Origin of the sequence: Halomonas sp. AOP13-D3-9, assembly GCF_052379125.1 — a bacterium.
In the GTDB taxonomy this organism is placed as follows: domain Bacteria; phylum Pseudomonadota; class Gammaproteobacteria; order Pseudomonadales; family Halomonadaceae; genus Vreelandella.
In genome coordinates this window covers 46,083-59,940 of the sequence record NZ_JBQSYH010000021.1, presented here as the reverse complement: position 1 = coordinate 59,940, position 13,858 = coordinate 46,083, and the positions used below count along the sequence as shown (strand labels likewise).

The window sequence follows — 13,858 nt, the reverse complement described above, 5'->3', positions numbered from 1 at the left end:
ACCAACTGAGAGAGACACTATGCTCACCCTACTTCTTATCGTGCTCGCCATTGCTGGCCTGCTCGTCGTGATGCGTCGCGAGGCAGGTGCCCCCGCGGCAATAGCGGTGCTTGGCGTATTGGGCCTTGTTGGCCTGCTGTTTGACGCCGAAGTCATTGGCGTGCTGCTGCTGATTGGCGCAGCCGCCGTGGCAGTGTCTGGCTTGCCCGCACTGCGTCGCAAGTGGCTCACGCCGCGCCTATTCGCCACCTTTAAAAAAGTAGCGCCCAAAGTTTCCGCCACTGAACGCACCGCACTGGAAGCGGGCAGCGTTTCCTGGGACGGCGAGCTTTTCTCCGGCAAACCCCAGTGGGAGAAGCTGCTCGCCTTTAAAGACGATGGCCTGCGCGACGATGAGCAAGCCTTTTTGGCTAATCAGTGCGCCAAAGCCGCTGGCATGTGCAACGCCTGGGATATCACCCACGAGCGCGCTGACCTGCCCCAACAGCTGTGGGATTTCCTGAAAAAAGAGGGCTTCTTCGGCATGATTATTCCGAAGGAGTATGGCGGCCTAGGCTTCTCAGCCAAAGCGCAGTCCATGGTGCTGCAAAAGCTCTCCGTCAATGAAACCCTGATGGTGACCGTGGGCGTACCTAACTCTCTCGGCCCTGGCGAGCTGCTGCTGAAATACGGCACCCAAGAGCAGAAAGATCACTACCTACCGCGTTTGTCCGATGGCCGCGAGATCCCTTGCTTCGGCCTAACCGGCCCCCGCGCCGGTTCTGACGCCACCTCGCTGCCAGACACGGGCGTTGTATGTAAGCAAACCATTAACGGCGAGGAAGTGCTTGGCCTGCGCCTTAACTTCGAGAAGCGCTGGATCACACTGGCGCCCATCGCCACTGTAGTCGGTCTTGCCTTCCGCCTATTTGACCCGGAAAAATTACTAGGTGACGAAGCGGATCGCGGCATTACCCTGGCGTTGATTCCCCGCGATACCGCCGGTATGGAAATTGGCCGACGTCACCACCCCATCGGCAGCCCGTTTATGAACGGCCCGATTATCGGTAAAGACGTATTCGTACCGCTGGACACCATTATTGGTGGCCCAGATATGATCGGCCAAGGTTGGCGCATGCTGGTGGAGTGTCTGTCTATCGGCCGCTGTATCACGCTGCCATCCGGCGCTACCGGCACCGCCCGCTACGCCCTGGGCTGGAGCGGCGGCTTCACCCGCGTTCGTCGCCAGTTCAACGTGCCGGTGGCGGAAATGGAAGGTGTGCAAGAGCCCCTCGCCCGTATGACGGCGCTGGCCTATATCTCCCAGGCCACCGTGTACCAAACGGCCAATATGATCGACCACGGCGAAAAGCCTGCGGTGCCTTCGGCGATCCTGAAAAGCCAGTTGACCGAGTTCCAGCGCGTGCTGCTAAGTGATGCGATGGACGTGCATGGCGGTAAAGCGGTCACCCTTGGCCCACGTAACTACCTGGGTATCGGCTACAGCGCCAACCCTGTGGCAATTACCGTGGAAGGCGCCAACATCATGACCCGCAACCTGATGATCTTTGGTCAGGGTGCTATCCGCTGCCATCCTTACGTGCTTGACGAGTTGGCGGCGAAAGACGCCAACGATATGAAAGCGTTTGATAAAGCCTTCTTCGGCCACGCGGGCTTGATCTTCGGCAACGCAGCGCGCGCCTTTACCCTCGGCTTTGGCATCGGTAAAGCCAGCGTACCCTTTGATGGCCCCGCCGCCGTCTACGCCCAGGATATTGCCCGCCTCTCCGCTGGCTTTGGCCTGTGTGCCGACGCCGCCATGGCGAGCCTGGGTTCAGCACTTAAGAAACGCGAAATGATCTCTGCTCGCCTCGGGGATGTGCTGTCTAACCTCTACCTCACCTCCATGGTACTCAAGCAGTGGCAGTCAGGCAGCAAGGTAGAAGGCGAAGAGGCCCTGCTGCACTACAGCTGTCGCTTCCTGCTCCAGCGTGCCGAGCAGGCCTTTGTGGAGATTTTCGATAATCTACCCAACCGTGCGCTGGGCAAAACGCTTAACGCCGTGGTGATGCCCACTGGCCGCCGCTGGAATAAGCCCCACGATGACCTGGCCCGTGATATTGCTCACCGAGTCTCTACACACAGCGCCCTGCGTACAAAACTGCTTGAGAATACCTGGGACGCGGACGACGGTGAACAGAGTAACCCGCTGGCACGCTATAACGCCCTGCTGGTCGATTATGACCGCGCTGAAGCGATCTACCGCACGGTGAACAAGGCTTACGCTAAAGGCGAGCTGCCACAAACGGCGCTGCACCCTGAAGCACGTGTTGAGGCTGGCTTGGAAAAAGGCTTGATCAGTACCGAGGATGCCGAGTTTATGCGCACCTTCGAGGCCGAAGTTCTGGAAATGCTCACCGTGGACGATTTCTCCTACGATGCCTTTGCCAAGAACAAGTCCACACTGATCGATCACAACGCGAAACCTGAACCAGCGCCTAAGCGGGAACAAGAAAACGTTAAGTAATACTTATTTTTCAAGGTATTATCTGTAAAGACAGCCGACTCCTGTGCCCAGGGGTCGGCTTTTTTGTGTTCACTTTATACGCCTAAATGCGTAGTCAAATGCGCCAAAAACGCGTTGCAAGTTCGCAAACGATCAACTAGCCTTTCGTAAACGAAAACGATCTACACTATTTAATAAATCTACAAAACTTTCCAACAACACTCCCAACAACAATGACGCTAGCGAGATCGGCATGTCCTTACATTTGCAAAATATCGATCACATCGTTAACGGTGTGCCGCATATCAGCGGAATAGACTTGGCCCTTGAGCCAGGCTCTTTTAACGTACTGTTGGGTCGAACGCTGGCCGGGAAAACCACGTTGATGCGCTTAATGGCGGGGCTTGAGCCACCCACCCGCGGCAAAGTGATGATGGATGGCAAAGACGTCACTAACGTCTCGGTGCGTAAACGCAATGTCTCCATGGTGTACCAGCAATTTATCAACTACCCCAGCCTCACCGTTTACGACAACATTGCCTCGCCACTGAAATTAGCCAAGCAGCCTAAAAACGAAATTGATAAGCGAGTTGGCGAAATCGCTGAAATGCTGCATATCGAACAGCTGCTTAATCGTTACCCCCAGGAGCTCTCCGGCGGCCAACAGCAGCGCACTGCCATGGGGCGGGCACTGGTCAAAGACGCCGACTTGATCCTGTTTGATGAGCCGCTGGTCAACCTGGATTACAAACTCCGCGAAGAGCTACGCGATGAACTGCGCGAGCTGTTTAAAGCGCGTAACTGCATCGCCGTATACGCCACCACCGAGCCCAATGAAGCGCTAGCATTGGGGGGCAACACGGCGGTTCTCCATGAAGGGAAACTGCTTCAATACGGCCCGACCGAGCAAGTCTATCGCGAACCTAATGGCCGCTTTAGCGCCGAAATGTTCTCCGAGCCGCCGATCAATATTGTCCCCGGCCAGCTTACCGAAAACGAAATCACCTTCGACCAATCGCTGCATTTCCCCTGCGATGATGACCTAAAGCGCCTTAAACCCGGGGATTACGACTTTGGCGTGCGGGCGTCGCACCTGACTCTGCAACCCCAGCAGACCGATGACCTGGCGCTGGATGTGCATGTAGATGTAGCAGAAATCAGCGGTTCAGAAACCTTCCTGCATGTTCATCACGAACGCTTTCCTCTCGTTCTGCACTTAGCGGGCATTCACCAGTTCAGTGTAAATCAGCCCTTGAAAGTGTACTTCCCTACCCACCAACTTTACGCTTTCGACAAGCAGGGCCATACGGTACATATTCCTGCGCGTCAGGGAGGAGCTGCCCATGGCTGAGATCACCTTAAAAGGCTTGGCGCACTCCTACGAGAAAACGCCCAAGGGTGCGTCGGATTACGCCATCCGTCAGATGGATCACGTATGGCATCAGGGTGGCGCCTATGCGCTGCTGGGCCCCTCGGGCTGTGGTAAATCGACCCTGCTGAACATTATCTCTGGCCTGCTGGAGCCGTCGGAGGGTGAGGTACTTTTCGACGATCAGCGAGTGAACGAGCTGCCGCCGGAAGAGCGCAATATTGCCCAGGTGTTTCAGTTCCCGGTGATCTACGACACCATGACGGTGTTCGACAATCTCGCCTTCCCCCTGCGCAATATGAACACCCCCGAGTACCGGGTGAAGCCCAAGGTGCTCGAAGTCGCCGATATTCTTGAGCTAACCCCGCTGTTAGATCGCAAAGCCAAAAACCTGACCGCCGATGAGAAGCAGAAAGTCTCCATGGGCCGTGGTTTGGTGCGCGATGACGTCACGGCCATTTTGTTTGATGAACCGCTAACCGTTATCGACCCGCAGCTTAAGTGGAAGCTACGCCGCAAGCTCAAAGAGATTCACGAGCGCTTCAATATCACCATGATCTACGTGACTCACGATCAGCTAGAGGCCTCTACCTTCGCGGATAAAATTGCCGTGATGTATGAAGGCCAGGTGGTGCAGTTCGGCACCCCGCGAGAGCTGTTTGAGCGCCCGGCGCATACTTTTGTGGGTTACTTTATTGGCAGTCCCGGCATGAATTTTATGGCCGTCGAACACCGCGAAGATCAGATAATGTTCGGCGCACAGCCGCTACCGGTTAGCGAGCACATGAAGCACGCCGTCGCCAACGCGGGCTCAGCCAATATCAAGCTAGGCATTCGCCCCGAGTTTATTGCGATTTCTTCAAGCTCTTCAGCCAATAGCGTGCCGATTCAAGTAATTAGCGTGCAAGACCTGGGCACCTACTCCCTGCTGACCTTCAAGCTCAACGAGCAAACCTTTAAAGCCCGACTGCCTGAGGGGCACTCACCGGTGAGTGAGGCGGCGTTTGCGCACTTCGATGCTGCCCACGTAGCGCTCTATATCGATGAATACCTGGCGGAGGCTGGTCATGAATAACAAAGTACCCAATAACAGAGCCTGGCTACTGGTGCTACCCATGCTGGTATTGGTGGCGTTCTCCGCCATCATTCCGCTGATGACCGTGGTCAACTACTCAGTGCAGGACGTGCTCGGCCCCAACGCACGCTTTTTTACCGGCACCGAGTGGTTTCAAAGCATGCTCAACGACGACGCCCTGCAGGCAGCGTTTCTGCGCCAAATTTCGTTCTCGCTGATTATTCTCGCTATCCAGATTCCGCTCGGGATCGGCATCGCGCTGATTATGCCCAAACGCGGCTGGCAGGCCTCGGCAGTACTGATTCTGATTACCCTCCCACTACTCATCCCTTGGAACGTGGTGGGCAGTATTTGGCAGATATTTACCCGTGGCGATATCGGCTTAATGGGTTGGGGCCTGCGCGAGTTAGGCGTCGAATACAATATTACCCGCAATGCGGGCGATGCCTGGGTAACCATCATTTTAATGGACGTATGGCACTGGACGCCGCTGGTGGCAATGCTGTGCTATAGCGGCCTGCGCTCTATTCCCGAAGCTTACTATCAGGCAGCGCGTATCGACCGGGCCTCGAAATGGGCCGTGTTCCGCTATATTCAGCTGCCTAAGCTTACCAACGTACTGGTTATCGCCGTACTGTTGCGCTTTATGCACTCCTTTATGATCTACGCCGAACCCTTTGTACTAACAGGCGGCGGGCCGGGCAGCGCCACCACTTTCTTAAGCCAGTCTTTGACCACCATGGCGGTCGGACAACAGGACTTAGGCCCTTCTGCAGCGTTCTCGCTTATCTACTTCCTGGTGATTCTGCTGGTGAGTTGGGTGTTCTACACCACCATTATGAATATGCAGAAAGACAAACCGCCGCATGGAGGTGCTTAACATGAGCTATCAACTCGAAAACACCCAGCGCGGTGAAAAGTACAACACCATTTTTAGCAAGGTGTCACCGGCCAAGCGGCGTAACCGCACCGCCCGTGCACACTGGCGCTCGCGTATCTTGCTTGGCCTGTATCTGGCACTGATGATTCTGCCCATTTACTGGCTGATCAATATGTCGCTACAGACCAATAGCGAAATTCTCGGCTCGATGACGCTATGGCCCCAGAAACTTACCTTTGATAACTACATCGGCATTTTCACCAACTCAAGCTGGTACATGGGCTATGTCAACTCGATGCTCTACGTGGCGATGAATATGCTCATCACCATTTGCGTCGCGCTACCCGCCGCCTACGCCTTTAGCCGCTACACCTTTATTGGCGACAAGCATCTATTTTTCTGGCTGTTGACCAACCTAATGGCACCGCCCGCGGTGTTCCTGCTGCCCTACTTCCAGCTCTACTACTCAGTAGGTCTGTTTGACACCCATATTGCTGTCGCGCTGGCTCATTGCCTATTCAACATCCCACTGGCTATCTGGATCTTGGAAGGTTTTATGAGCAGCGTACCTAAGGAGATCGACGAAACCGCCTATATCGACGGCTATAGCTTTCCGCGCTTTTTCGTCAAAATCTTTATCCCCATGATCCGCTCCGGCATTGGCGTCACGCTGTTCTTCCTGTTCATGTTCTCCTGGGTGGAACTGCTGCTGGCCCGCACGCTGACCGCCACCGACGCCCAGCCTATCGGCATGATCATGACGCGTACGTCCACAGCCTCCGGGATTGACTGGGGCACTCTGGCCGCTGCGGGGGTACTGACCATTATTCCCGGCATTCTGGTGGTCTACTTCGTTCGTAACCACATCGCCAAGGGCTTTGCCCTGGGCCGTACCTGAGGAGAGCACACTATGTCTTGGATGGTATGGACCATGCCCACCGCCATATTCTTTTCATCAATCGCTGCCATGCTGGCAGGTATGACGGTGTGGGAGATCTTGTCGCCCACGATCGAGCGCAAAGGGTTTTTACCCATTGCCACTACCCGCGGAGACCGGCTGTTTATCGGCCTGCTCTCAGCGGCCTTTATCCACCTGGGTGTGATTGGCTTCACCTCACTCTCCATTTGGATAGCACTAGCAGTATCAGCCGTATGGCTGCTGGTTTTAATGCGCTGGGGATAGCCCTTGGGAAATGCCACCAGCGTTTAATCGGTATCAAGGACGGCCAAGCCATCAAGGAAGAACACAACAAAACGAGGTCAACATGCAAAAGCACTACAATAAATCCACACTGACTAAATTCAAGCTAACCACCCTCGCCGCCAGCTTGCTGCTGGCATCGGGTACGCTGTCAGCGCAGGAAGAGGATACCCGCGCCATCGCTGAACGCTTGGTCGACGAGCACTTCCAAAACTCAACGCTAAGCCGTGAAGAGCAGATCGAAGAGCTGATGTGGTTTGCCAACGCTGCCGAGCCTTTCCGCGGCATGGATATTCAAACCGTGGCCGAAGGTCTCACCACTCACGTTTATGAAAGCGAAGTGTTAGCGGAAGCCTTCAGCGAGCTTACTGGCATCAACCTGACCCACAACATCATCGGCGAAGGCGATGTTGTGGATACCATGCAGAACCAGATGCAGTCGGGCAACAGCATCTATGACGGTTTCGTCAATGATACCGACTCCATCGGCACGCATATCCGCTACGGCACCACCATCAACCTGTCTGAAGCGATGGAGAACGAGTGGGCCGACTATACGTTGCCCACCTTGGATCTAGATGACTTTATTGGCCTGCAGTACGGCACTGGGCCAGACGGCAGCCTCTTTCAACTGCCCACTCAACAGTTCGCCAACCTCTACTGGTTCCGCTATGACTGGTTCCAGCGCGAAGACCTGCAGGAGCAGTTCCGGGAGATTTACGGTTACGACTTAGGGGTGCCCACTAACTGGACGGCCTATCAAGACATCGCCGAGTTCTTTTCCGAACACGTCGGTGAAATAGATGGTACCAAGATCTACGGCCACATGGACTATGGCCGCCGCGACCCGTCGTTAGGCTGGCGCTTCCACGACTCCTGGCTCTCCATGGCGGGCATGGGCAGCCCCGGCGTCCCTTCTGGTAACCCGGTGGATGACTGGGGTATTCGCGTCAATGAAGATAGCCAGCCGGTAGGCGCCAGCGTTAGCCGCGGCGGTGCGACTAACTCACCGGCCTCGGTATTTGCGATGCAAAAAGCGGTGGACTGGCTCCGCGACTTTGCTCCACCCGAAGCGCAAGGCATGACCTTTGGTGAAGCGGGGCCGGTGCCTGCGCAAGGGCACATCGCCCAGCAGATCTTCTGGTATACCGCCTTTACCGCCGACATGACTGACCCTGCGGTTGCAGTGACCGATGACGAGGGCAATCCGCTGTGGCGCATGGCACCTTCCCCCACCGGCCCTTACTGGGAAGAAGGTATGAAAGTTGGTTACCAAGACGTGGGTGCATGGACGTTCTTTGACTCAACGCCGGAAGATCGCCGCACTGCCGCATGGCTATTTGCCCAGTTCACCGTGGCGAAAACCACCTCACTGGAAAAACTCATGCACGGTCTAACGCCAATTCGTGAATCTGACATCTTCTCTGAGCAGATGACCGAAATGGCCCCCAAACTGGGCGGTCTGGTGGAGTTCTACCGCAGCCCCAACGAGTCGAACTGGACACCTACCGGTACCAACGTACCCGACTATCCGCGTATGGCGCCGCTGTGGTGGCAAAACCTGGCCCCCGTCATGAGTGGTGAAGTTACGCCTCAGGAAGGTTTGGACAAACTGGCGGCGGATTTGGACAGCACCATGCACCGCCTGGCTCGGGCCAACGTCTTCGACAGTTATGCGCCCGTACTCAACGAAGAGCAGGATCCGCAAGTCTGGTTGGATCAAGAAGGCTCACCCAAACCCAAGCTGGATAATGAAATGCCGCAGGGCACCACCGTTCCTTACGATGAAATGATGGAAGCCTGGATGGAAGCCGGTACGCGCCAATAATCACCACGCGTAACGCTTGCAGGGCGGGCAACCGCCCGCCCTGCCAAGGGTTTCATTGGCGGCAGGCCATAGCACAAGAGAAAACACCCACTGCAACAGGGCTATTTATTGGTTAATTGGATCCGCTATGAAACTGCGAAATCGAAACATTGAAAAATTACCTACCGAGACCTTTGATGCCCTGATTATTGGGGGCGGTATTAACGGCGCAGCCACCGCTGCGGCGCTGGCAGGCAAAGGCGCAAAAGTCGCGTTGATTGACCGCGGCGACTTCGCTGGCAGCACCAGCATGCACTCCTCCAACCTAGTATGGGGAGGCATTAAGTATATGGAAAGCAAGGATTTTGCGCTGGTTCGCAAACTGTGCAAAAGCCGCAATCACTTGATTAAGAGTTATCCTTCCACGGTGCAGGAGATTCGTTTCCTTACCACTATTTCCAAAGGTTTCCGCCACTCACCTCGCTATCTGTGGGCGGGCACCTGGCTCTACTGGCTAATGGGCAACGGCTTTACCCAACTGCCACGCCTGCTCTCACCGAGCAAAATTAAGCAGCAAGAGCCGATTATTGATATAGCGGATTCCGTTGGCGGTTTCGAGTACTCCGACGCCTACCTCCACGATAATGACGCTCGGTTTGTCTTTAACTTTGTGCGTCATGCGCTTAACTATGGCGCTATTACCGCCAACTACGTCGAGTCACTCGGCGCCGAGCGCGAAGGCGACCTATGGGTAACCAAAGCCCGCAACGTCATGGATGGCAGCACCTTTGATATACGTGCCAAGGTGCTGATCAACGCCGCTGGCCCCTGGGTCGATCAGCATAACGAGCTAACCGGCCAAAAGACCACTCACCATCACCTCTATTCCAAGGGCATCCACCTTATCGTACCGCAGCTAACGGATTCCCAGCGGGTGCTGGCATTTTTCGCCGACGATGGCAGGCTGTTTTTTGTTATTCCCATGGGCAACCGCACCTGTATCGGCACTACCGACACCCATATGGAGCACCCTGAGGTGGACGTTACCGCTGACGATATCGCCTTTGTGCTGGAAAATATCAATAAGCGCCTAACCTTGGCTAAACCGCTTACCCAGGATGACATTATCTCAACGCGCTGCGGCGTCCGGCCGTTAGCCATCAAAGATAACCAAGGCAGTGACCGCGACTTTCTTCAACTCTCGCGCAAGCATGTGGTCGATACCAATACCGAAAGCGCCCATATCAGCATCTTTGGGGGTAAGCTGACCGACTGCTTGAACGTTGGCGATGAGATTGCCGAAGAAATTAGCCGCCTGGGGGTTTCTCTGTCAGACCATGATTTTATGTGGTATGGGGAACCCCCCAAGCCCGTAAAGCAGCAGTTTATGGATCAAGCCAAGCGCATGAACCTGGATGCAATGACCGCCTCTACCTCATCGGAGCTGCTCTCCACTCGGCTGTGGCGGCGCTACGCCGATCAAGCCATCCAGATGCTTGAGAAAATTCGTCAGGATCCTGCTCAGGGCGAAATCCTGATTGAAGGCACTGAGTATATCCGCTGCGAGATTGAGCATGCCCGCGACCACGAGATGATTACCCAGCTTGAGGATTTCCTGCGCCGTCGTGCCAAGGTCTCACTGGTGGTACCGCACGAGCAGTTACGCCACTCCACCGGCTTAAAAGAAGCGTGCCGAGTACTCTTTGGCGACGATGCTGAAACGCGATTTAATCAGTACTTTGAACAAAACCGCGATACGGCGCTACCGCCTGCTTCAGCGTCAGTGCTTTAAGGTTAAAAAAAGCCCCCTCACCTAAATGAGGGGGCTGACGATGACTTATTTATTAATCACTATAATCAAACAAGCTCATCAAACAATCGATCAGTAAGTCGTGCCCTACTCTTCATCTTCTATGCGCAGTTGAGAATCCCCTGAGAGCACTTCATCCCAGGCTTCTTCCACTGTGCAGCCTGCGCGGCTGTCCACGGTGTCGATAACCTCAACGGCATGCTGCAGTGATTCACGATTGCCCTTCAACGCCACAACGAGTCTGGCGAGATCTTGCTTGCTGAAGGAGCTGGCGATGCTGTCGGCTTGTTGGCTCAATTCGATGCAGTTCATTAGTAATACCTCATGGTATGGTCATCCGCTGCCTAACCGCCTATCGGTTTAAATGCAGCCATCTTAATTAACGACGTATGGTGACGTTGCTACTCATGCTGGGCCGGGTAAGTGCCCAGTTCGGTAACTGCGAAACGGTCACAAGCGTTGCAAGACCTTCGCCTTTAGCGCTTGGGTAATACTGAAGCGCTATGGTTCTGTAGCAGGGATCAGTTCAGTGATTCGGGGTAACGAAGCGCCCTCCTGATCCATGGCTCTACTATGGTTCACGGAAGCGATGCCCACAATGCGTCATTGGCCGCAGGGGTGGTTGTAACTCGACTACATAACCGCTTCATAGCGGTTATGTGTGTTAAAGACTTTCATGAGGGGCGCTTAAAGCGAAGAAAGGCGGCCAATTGTTTAATTGGCCGCCGCATTATAAGAAATAGCTAGCGCAAAGCGATAGTGTGCTTAAGTAGGGTGGCTAAGGAGTAGAGCGAACGCGCGAAACGGCATCCAACCAGCCTTGATAAAGCTGCTCCCGGGTGGCCTCCTCCATCGTCGGCATAAAGCTTTTCTCACAGCGCCACAGCTGCTCGATCTCTTCCAGCGTCTGATACCAACCTAAACGCAGCCCGGCTAGGTAAGCAGCGCCCAGCGCGGTGGTCTCCAAAATCGTGGGGCGATCCACCTGGACACCCAGCATATCGGCCAGAAACTGCATCACCCAGCTGTTCTTCACCATGCCACCGTCGACGCGCAAAGTGCCCGGGGGGGCCTCCATATCGTCGTTCATACAGTGCTGTAAATCGCGGGTTTGATAGCACACCGCTTGCAGGCCCGCAGCGACTATTTCAGCAATGCCGGTATCACGGGTTAAACCAAAAATTGCGCCACGTGCTTTCGGGTCCCAGTGGGGAGCACCTAAGCCGGTAAAAGCGGGCACCAAATAAACACTGTGGCCGCTACGGGTCTGTTGGGCCAAGGCTTCGGTTTCCGAGGCGTCTGCAAACAGGTTCAGGCCATCGCGCAACCACTGCACCGTCGCCCCAGCCACAAAAATACTGCCCTCCATGGCGTAGGTCGGCTTACCATTTAGCCGGTAGCCAATGGTAGTCAGCAGGCGATTACGCGATAGCGACGGCGTTTCACCGGTATTCACAATCATAAAACAGCCGGTGCCATAGGTACTTTTACCCATCCCGGGCTGAAAGCACGCCTGCCCCACCAAAGCCGCCTGCTGGTCACCCGCCACTCCCGCAATGGGCAGCGCGGCGCCCAGCCAGTGCGCCTCGGTAGTGCCAAAATCATCACTGGAGTCTTTCACTTCAGGCATAAGATTGGCGGGTATATTAAATAACCCCAGCAGCTCCTCATCCCACTCTTGGGTATGGATATTAAACAGTGCCGTGCGCGAAGCGTTGGTGGCATCGGTAACGTGCTGCTGGCCACCCGTCAGCCGCCAGATTAGAAAGCTATCCACCGTTCCAAAGGCCAGTTCGCCCTGCTCAGCGCGCTCGCGAGCGCCCTCTACATTGTCTAGCATCCAGGCGAGTTTCGTTGCCGAAAAATAGGGGTCAATTAAAAGCCCCGTTTTCGCTTGAACGACATCGGTGTGACCTTTATCGCGCAACGACTGACACAAATCTGAGGTGCGACGATCCTGCCAAACGATGGCATTATAGAGTGGCTTATCGGTTTTCCGATCCCATAAAATGGTGGTTTCCCGCTGATTGGTAATGCCGATACCGGCTATTTGGTCGGCGGAAACCTCAGCGGTGCTCATTACGTCCCGGCAGGTCGCCACCACGGTTTCCCAAATATCTTCAGGGTCGTGCTCAATCCAACCGTCATGGGGAAAGTGCTGCTTGAATTCCTGCTGGGCAACGGCGGCCACCTGGCCTTGGCGGTCGAACAGAATAGCGCGGGAACTGGTAGTGCCTTGATCAATGGCGAGTATAAAAGAGGACATATCGAGTTCGCTTTGTTGTATTGTCTTTCGATTTTGTATACTTACTTTCGCTTTATTATCATCTAAGGCTACTCCAGCCATGCAAAATGCTCAAGGATGAAACGGCTACAGAGACTATAGAAGGAGTGTCTGAAAAGTCAGCGAGCGACGCTCAGGCTAGGCGATGTAAAGCGCAACATCGTGTTGATTGAGCAACCGCTGGATCGCTTCCGGTGGTTTGCGGTCAGTAAACAACGCATCCAGCTGCTCCAGATTACCTTGCCGCACGACCGGGTTACGGTGAAATTTAGAGTAGTCCGCCGCCAAATAAATGCGCCGCGAATTAGCAATAATCGCCTGTGCAACGCGTACTTCCTGGTAGTCAAACTCCAGCAGCGAGCCATCCTCATCGATACCACTGATGCCGATAATGCCGTAGTCCACTTTGAATTGATTGATAAAGTCGATAGTGGCTTCACCAATAATGCCGCCGTCCCGGGAGCGCACCTGGCCACCGGCAATAATCACGGTGAAATCCTCTTTATGCTGCAGAATGGCAGCAACATTAAGGTTGTTGGTAATAATCTCAAGGCCCTGGTGCTCTAACAACGCTTGAGCAATCACTTCATTACTGGTGCCGATATTAATAAACAGTGAGGAGTGATTAGGGATGTGCTGGGCTAAACAACGGGCAATGCGCTCTTTCTCTTCCAGATGCAGCGTCTTACGCGTGCTGTAAGCGGTATTCACCGTGCTTGACTCAATGCCTACCCCGCCATGGACACGCCGAACCCGGCCTTCATCGGCCAGGGTATTTAAATCGCGACGAATAGTTTGCGGTGTAACGGCAAAATGCTCAGTGAGCTGTTCGATACTCATGTAACCGTGCTGGCGAACCAGCTCGACAATGGCATCCTGACGAAATTGTTGATTCATGAGCCCGGCCTGTTCGATTATTATTGATATCTGAACATAATCTAGCAAAA

At 54.7% G+C, this 13,858-nt stretch carries 11 protein-coding genes; 8 read left to right on the top strand and 3 right to left on the bottom strand.

Annotation, left to right across the window (positions count from 1 at the left end; all coding sequences use genetic code 11):
- Positions 1-19: 19 nt before the first annotated feature.
- The 8 genes from ACT3UM_RS20465 to ACT3UM_RS20430 all read left to right on the top strand — a co-directional run bounded on the left by ACT3UM_RS20465 (position 20) and on the right by ACT3UM_RS20430 (position 10,609).
- Entirely contained in the window at positions 20-2,506 is a 2,487-nt protein-coding gene (locus ACT3UM_RS20465; RefSeq protein WP_498901914.1) for an acyl-CoA dehydrogenase, read from the top strand.
- A 232-nt stretch (positions 2,507-2,738) separates the two neighbouring features.
- Complete coding sequence (locus tag ACT3UM_RS20460; protein WP_498901913.1) at positions 2,739-3,836, top strand: ABC transporter ATP-binding protein; 1,098 nt, start codon at positions 2,739-2,741, stop codon at positions 3,834-3,836.
- Complete coding sequence (locus tag ACT3UM_RS20455) at positions 3,829-4,929, top strand: ABC transporter ATP-binding protein (RefSeq protein ID WP_498901912.1); 1,101 nt, start codon at positions 3,829-3,831, stop codon at positions 4,927-4,929. Before ACT3UM_RS20460 ends, ACT3UM_RS20455 begins: the two co-directional genes overlap by 8 nt.
- Positions 4,922-5,809 carry a carbohydrate ABC transporter permease gene (locus ACT3UM_RS20450; protein WP_035578844.1) on the top strand — a complete coding sequence of 296 codons (888 nt, stop codon included), beginning with the start codon at positions 4,922-4,924 and terminating at the stop codon, positions 5,807-5,809. The genes ACT3UM_RS20455 and ACT3UM_RS20450 overlap by 8 nt, the downstream gene beginning before the upstream one ends.
- Position 5,810: 1 nt before the next feature.
- Positions 5,811-6,707: a carbohydrate ABC transporter permease gene (locus tag ACT3UM_RS20445; protein ID WP_498901911.1), complete on the top strand. Its 897-nt coding sequence runs from the start codon at positions 5,811-5,813 to the stop codon at positions 6,705-6,707.
- 12 nt (positions 6,708-6,719) lie between these two features.
- Positions 6,720-6,992, top strand: coding sequence for a DUF2160 domain-containing protein (locus ACT3UM_RS20440; RefSeq protein ID WP_445533398.1), 273 nt, complete (start codon positions 6,720-6,722; stop codon positions 6,990-6,992).
- An 82-nt stretch (positions 6,993-7,074) separates the two neighbouring features.
- A complete protein-coding gene (locus ACT3UM_RS20435; RefSeq protein WP_498901910.1) occupies positions 7,075-8,838 on the top strand; it encodes an ABC transporter substrate-binding protein in 1,764 nt (587 codons plus the stop codon).
- Between the two features lie 127 nt (positions 8,839-8,965).
- A complete protein-coding gene (locus ACT3UM_RS20430; protein WP_498901909.1) occupies positions 8,966-10,609 on the top strand; it encodes a glycerol-3-phosphate dehydrogenase/oxidase in 1,644 nt (547 codons plus the stop codon).
- A 105-nt stretch (positions 10,610-10,714) separates the two neighbouring features.
- On the opposite strand, the gene ACT3UM_RS20425 is transcribed toward ACT3UM_RS20430, so the two are convergent.
- The 3 genes from ACT3UM_RS20425 to ACT3UM_RS20415 all read right to left on the bottom strand — a co-directional run bounded on the left by ACT3UM_RS20425 (position 10,715) and on the right by ACT3UM_RS20415 (position 13,808).
- Positions 10,715-10,939 (bottom strand): hypothetical protein, encoded by a 225-nt coding sequence (locus tag ACT3UM_RS20425; RefSeq protein ID WP_035578829.1) that lies wholly within the window; start codon positions 10,937-10,939, stop codon positions 10,715-10,717.
- A 466-nt stretch (positions 10,940-11,405) separates the two neighbouring features.
- Positions 11,406-12,893 carry a glycerol kinase GlpK gene (glpK, locus tag ACT3UM_RS20420; RefSeq protein WP_498901908.1) on the bottom strand — a complete coding sequence of 496 codons (1,488 nt, stop codon included), beginning with the start codon at positions 12,891-12,893 and terminating at the stop codon, positions 11,406-11,408.
- A gap of 156 nt (positions 12,894-13,049) precedes the next feature.
- Positions 13,050-13,808 (bottom strand): DeoR/GlpR family transcriptional regulator, encoded by a 759-nt coding sequence (locus ACT3UM_RS20415; RefSeq protein ID WP_035578823.1) that lies wholly within the window; start codon positions 13,806-13,808, stop codon positions 13,050-13,052.
- Positions 13,809-13,858: the final 50 nt, after the last annotated feature.

Coding starts and splice junctions, on each gene's coding strand:
- ACT3UM_RS20465 (WP_498901914.1), top strand. CDS start 20: ATGCTCACCCTACTTCTTATCGTGCTCGCCATTGCTGGCCTGCTCGTC.
- ACT3UM_RS20460 (WP_498901913.1), top strand. CDS start 2,739: ATGTCCTTACATTTGCAAAATATCGATCACATCGTTAACGGTGTGCCG.
- ACT3UM_RS20455 (WP_498901912.1), top strand. CDS start 3,829: ATGGCTGAGATCACCTTAAAAGGCTTGGCGCACTCCTACGAGAAAACG.
- ACT3UM_RS20450 (WP_035578844.1), top strand. CDS start 4,922: ATGAATAACAAAGTACCCAATAACAGAGCCTGGCTACTGGTGCTACCC.
- ACT3UM_RS20445 (WP_498901911.1), top strand. CDS start 5,811: ATGAGCTATCAACTCGAAAACACCCAGCGCGGTGAAAAGTACAACACC.
- ACT3UM_RS20440 (WP_445533398.1), top strand. CDS start 6,720: ATGTCTTGGATGGTATGGACCATGCCCACCGCCATATTCTTTTCATCA.
- ACT3UM_RS20435 (WP_498901910.1), top strand. CDS start 7,075: ATGCAAAAGCACTACAATAAATCCACACTGACTAAATTCAAGCTAACC.
- ACT3UM_RS20430 (WP_498901909.1), top strand. CDS start 8,966: ATGAAACTGCGAAATCGAAACATTGAAAAATTACCTACCGAGACCTTT.
- ACT3UM_RS20425 (WP_035578829.1), bottom strand. CDS start 10,939: ATGAACTGCATCGAATTGAGCCAACAAGCCGACAGCATCGCCAGCTCC.
- glpK (WP_498901908.1), bottom strand. CDS start 12,893: ATGTCCTCTTTTATACTCGCCATTGATCAAGGCACTACCAGTTCCCGC.
- ACT3UM_RS20415 (WP_035578823.1), bottom strand. CDS start 13,808: ATGAATCAACAATTTCGTCAGGATGCCATTGTCGAGCTGGTTCGCCAG.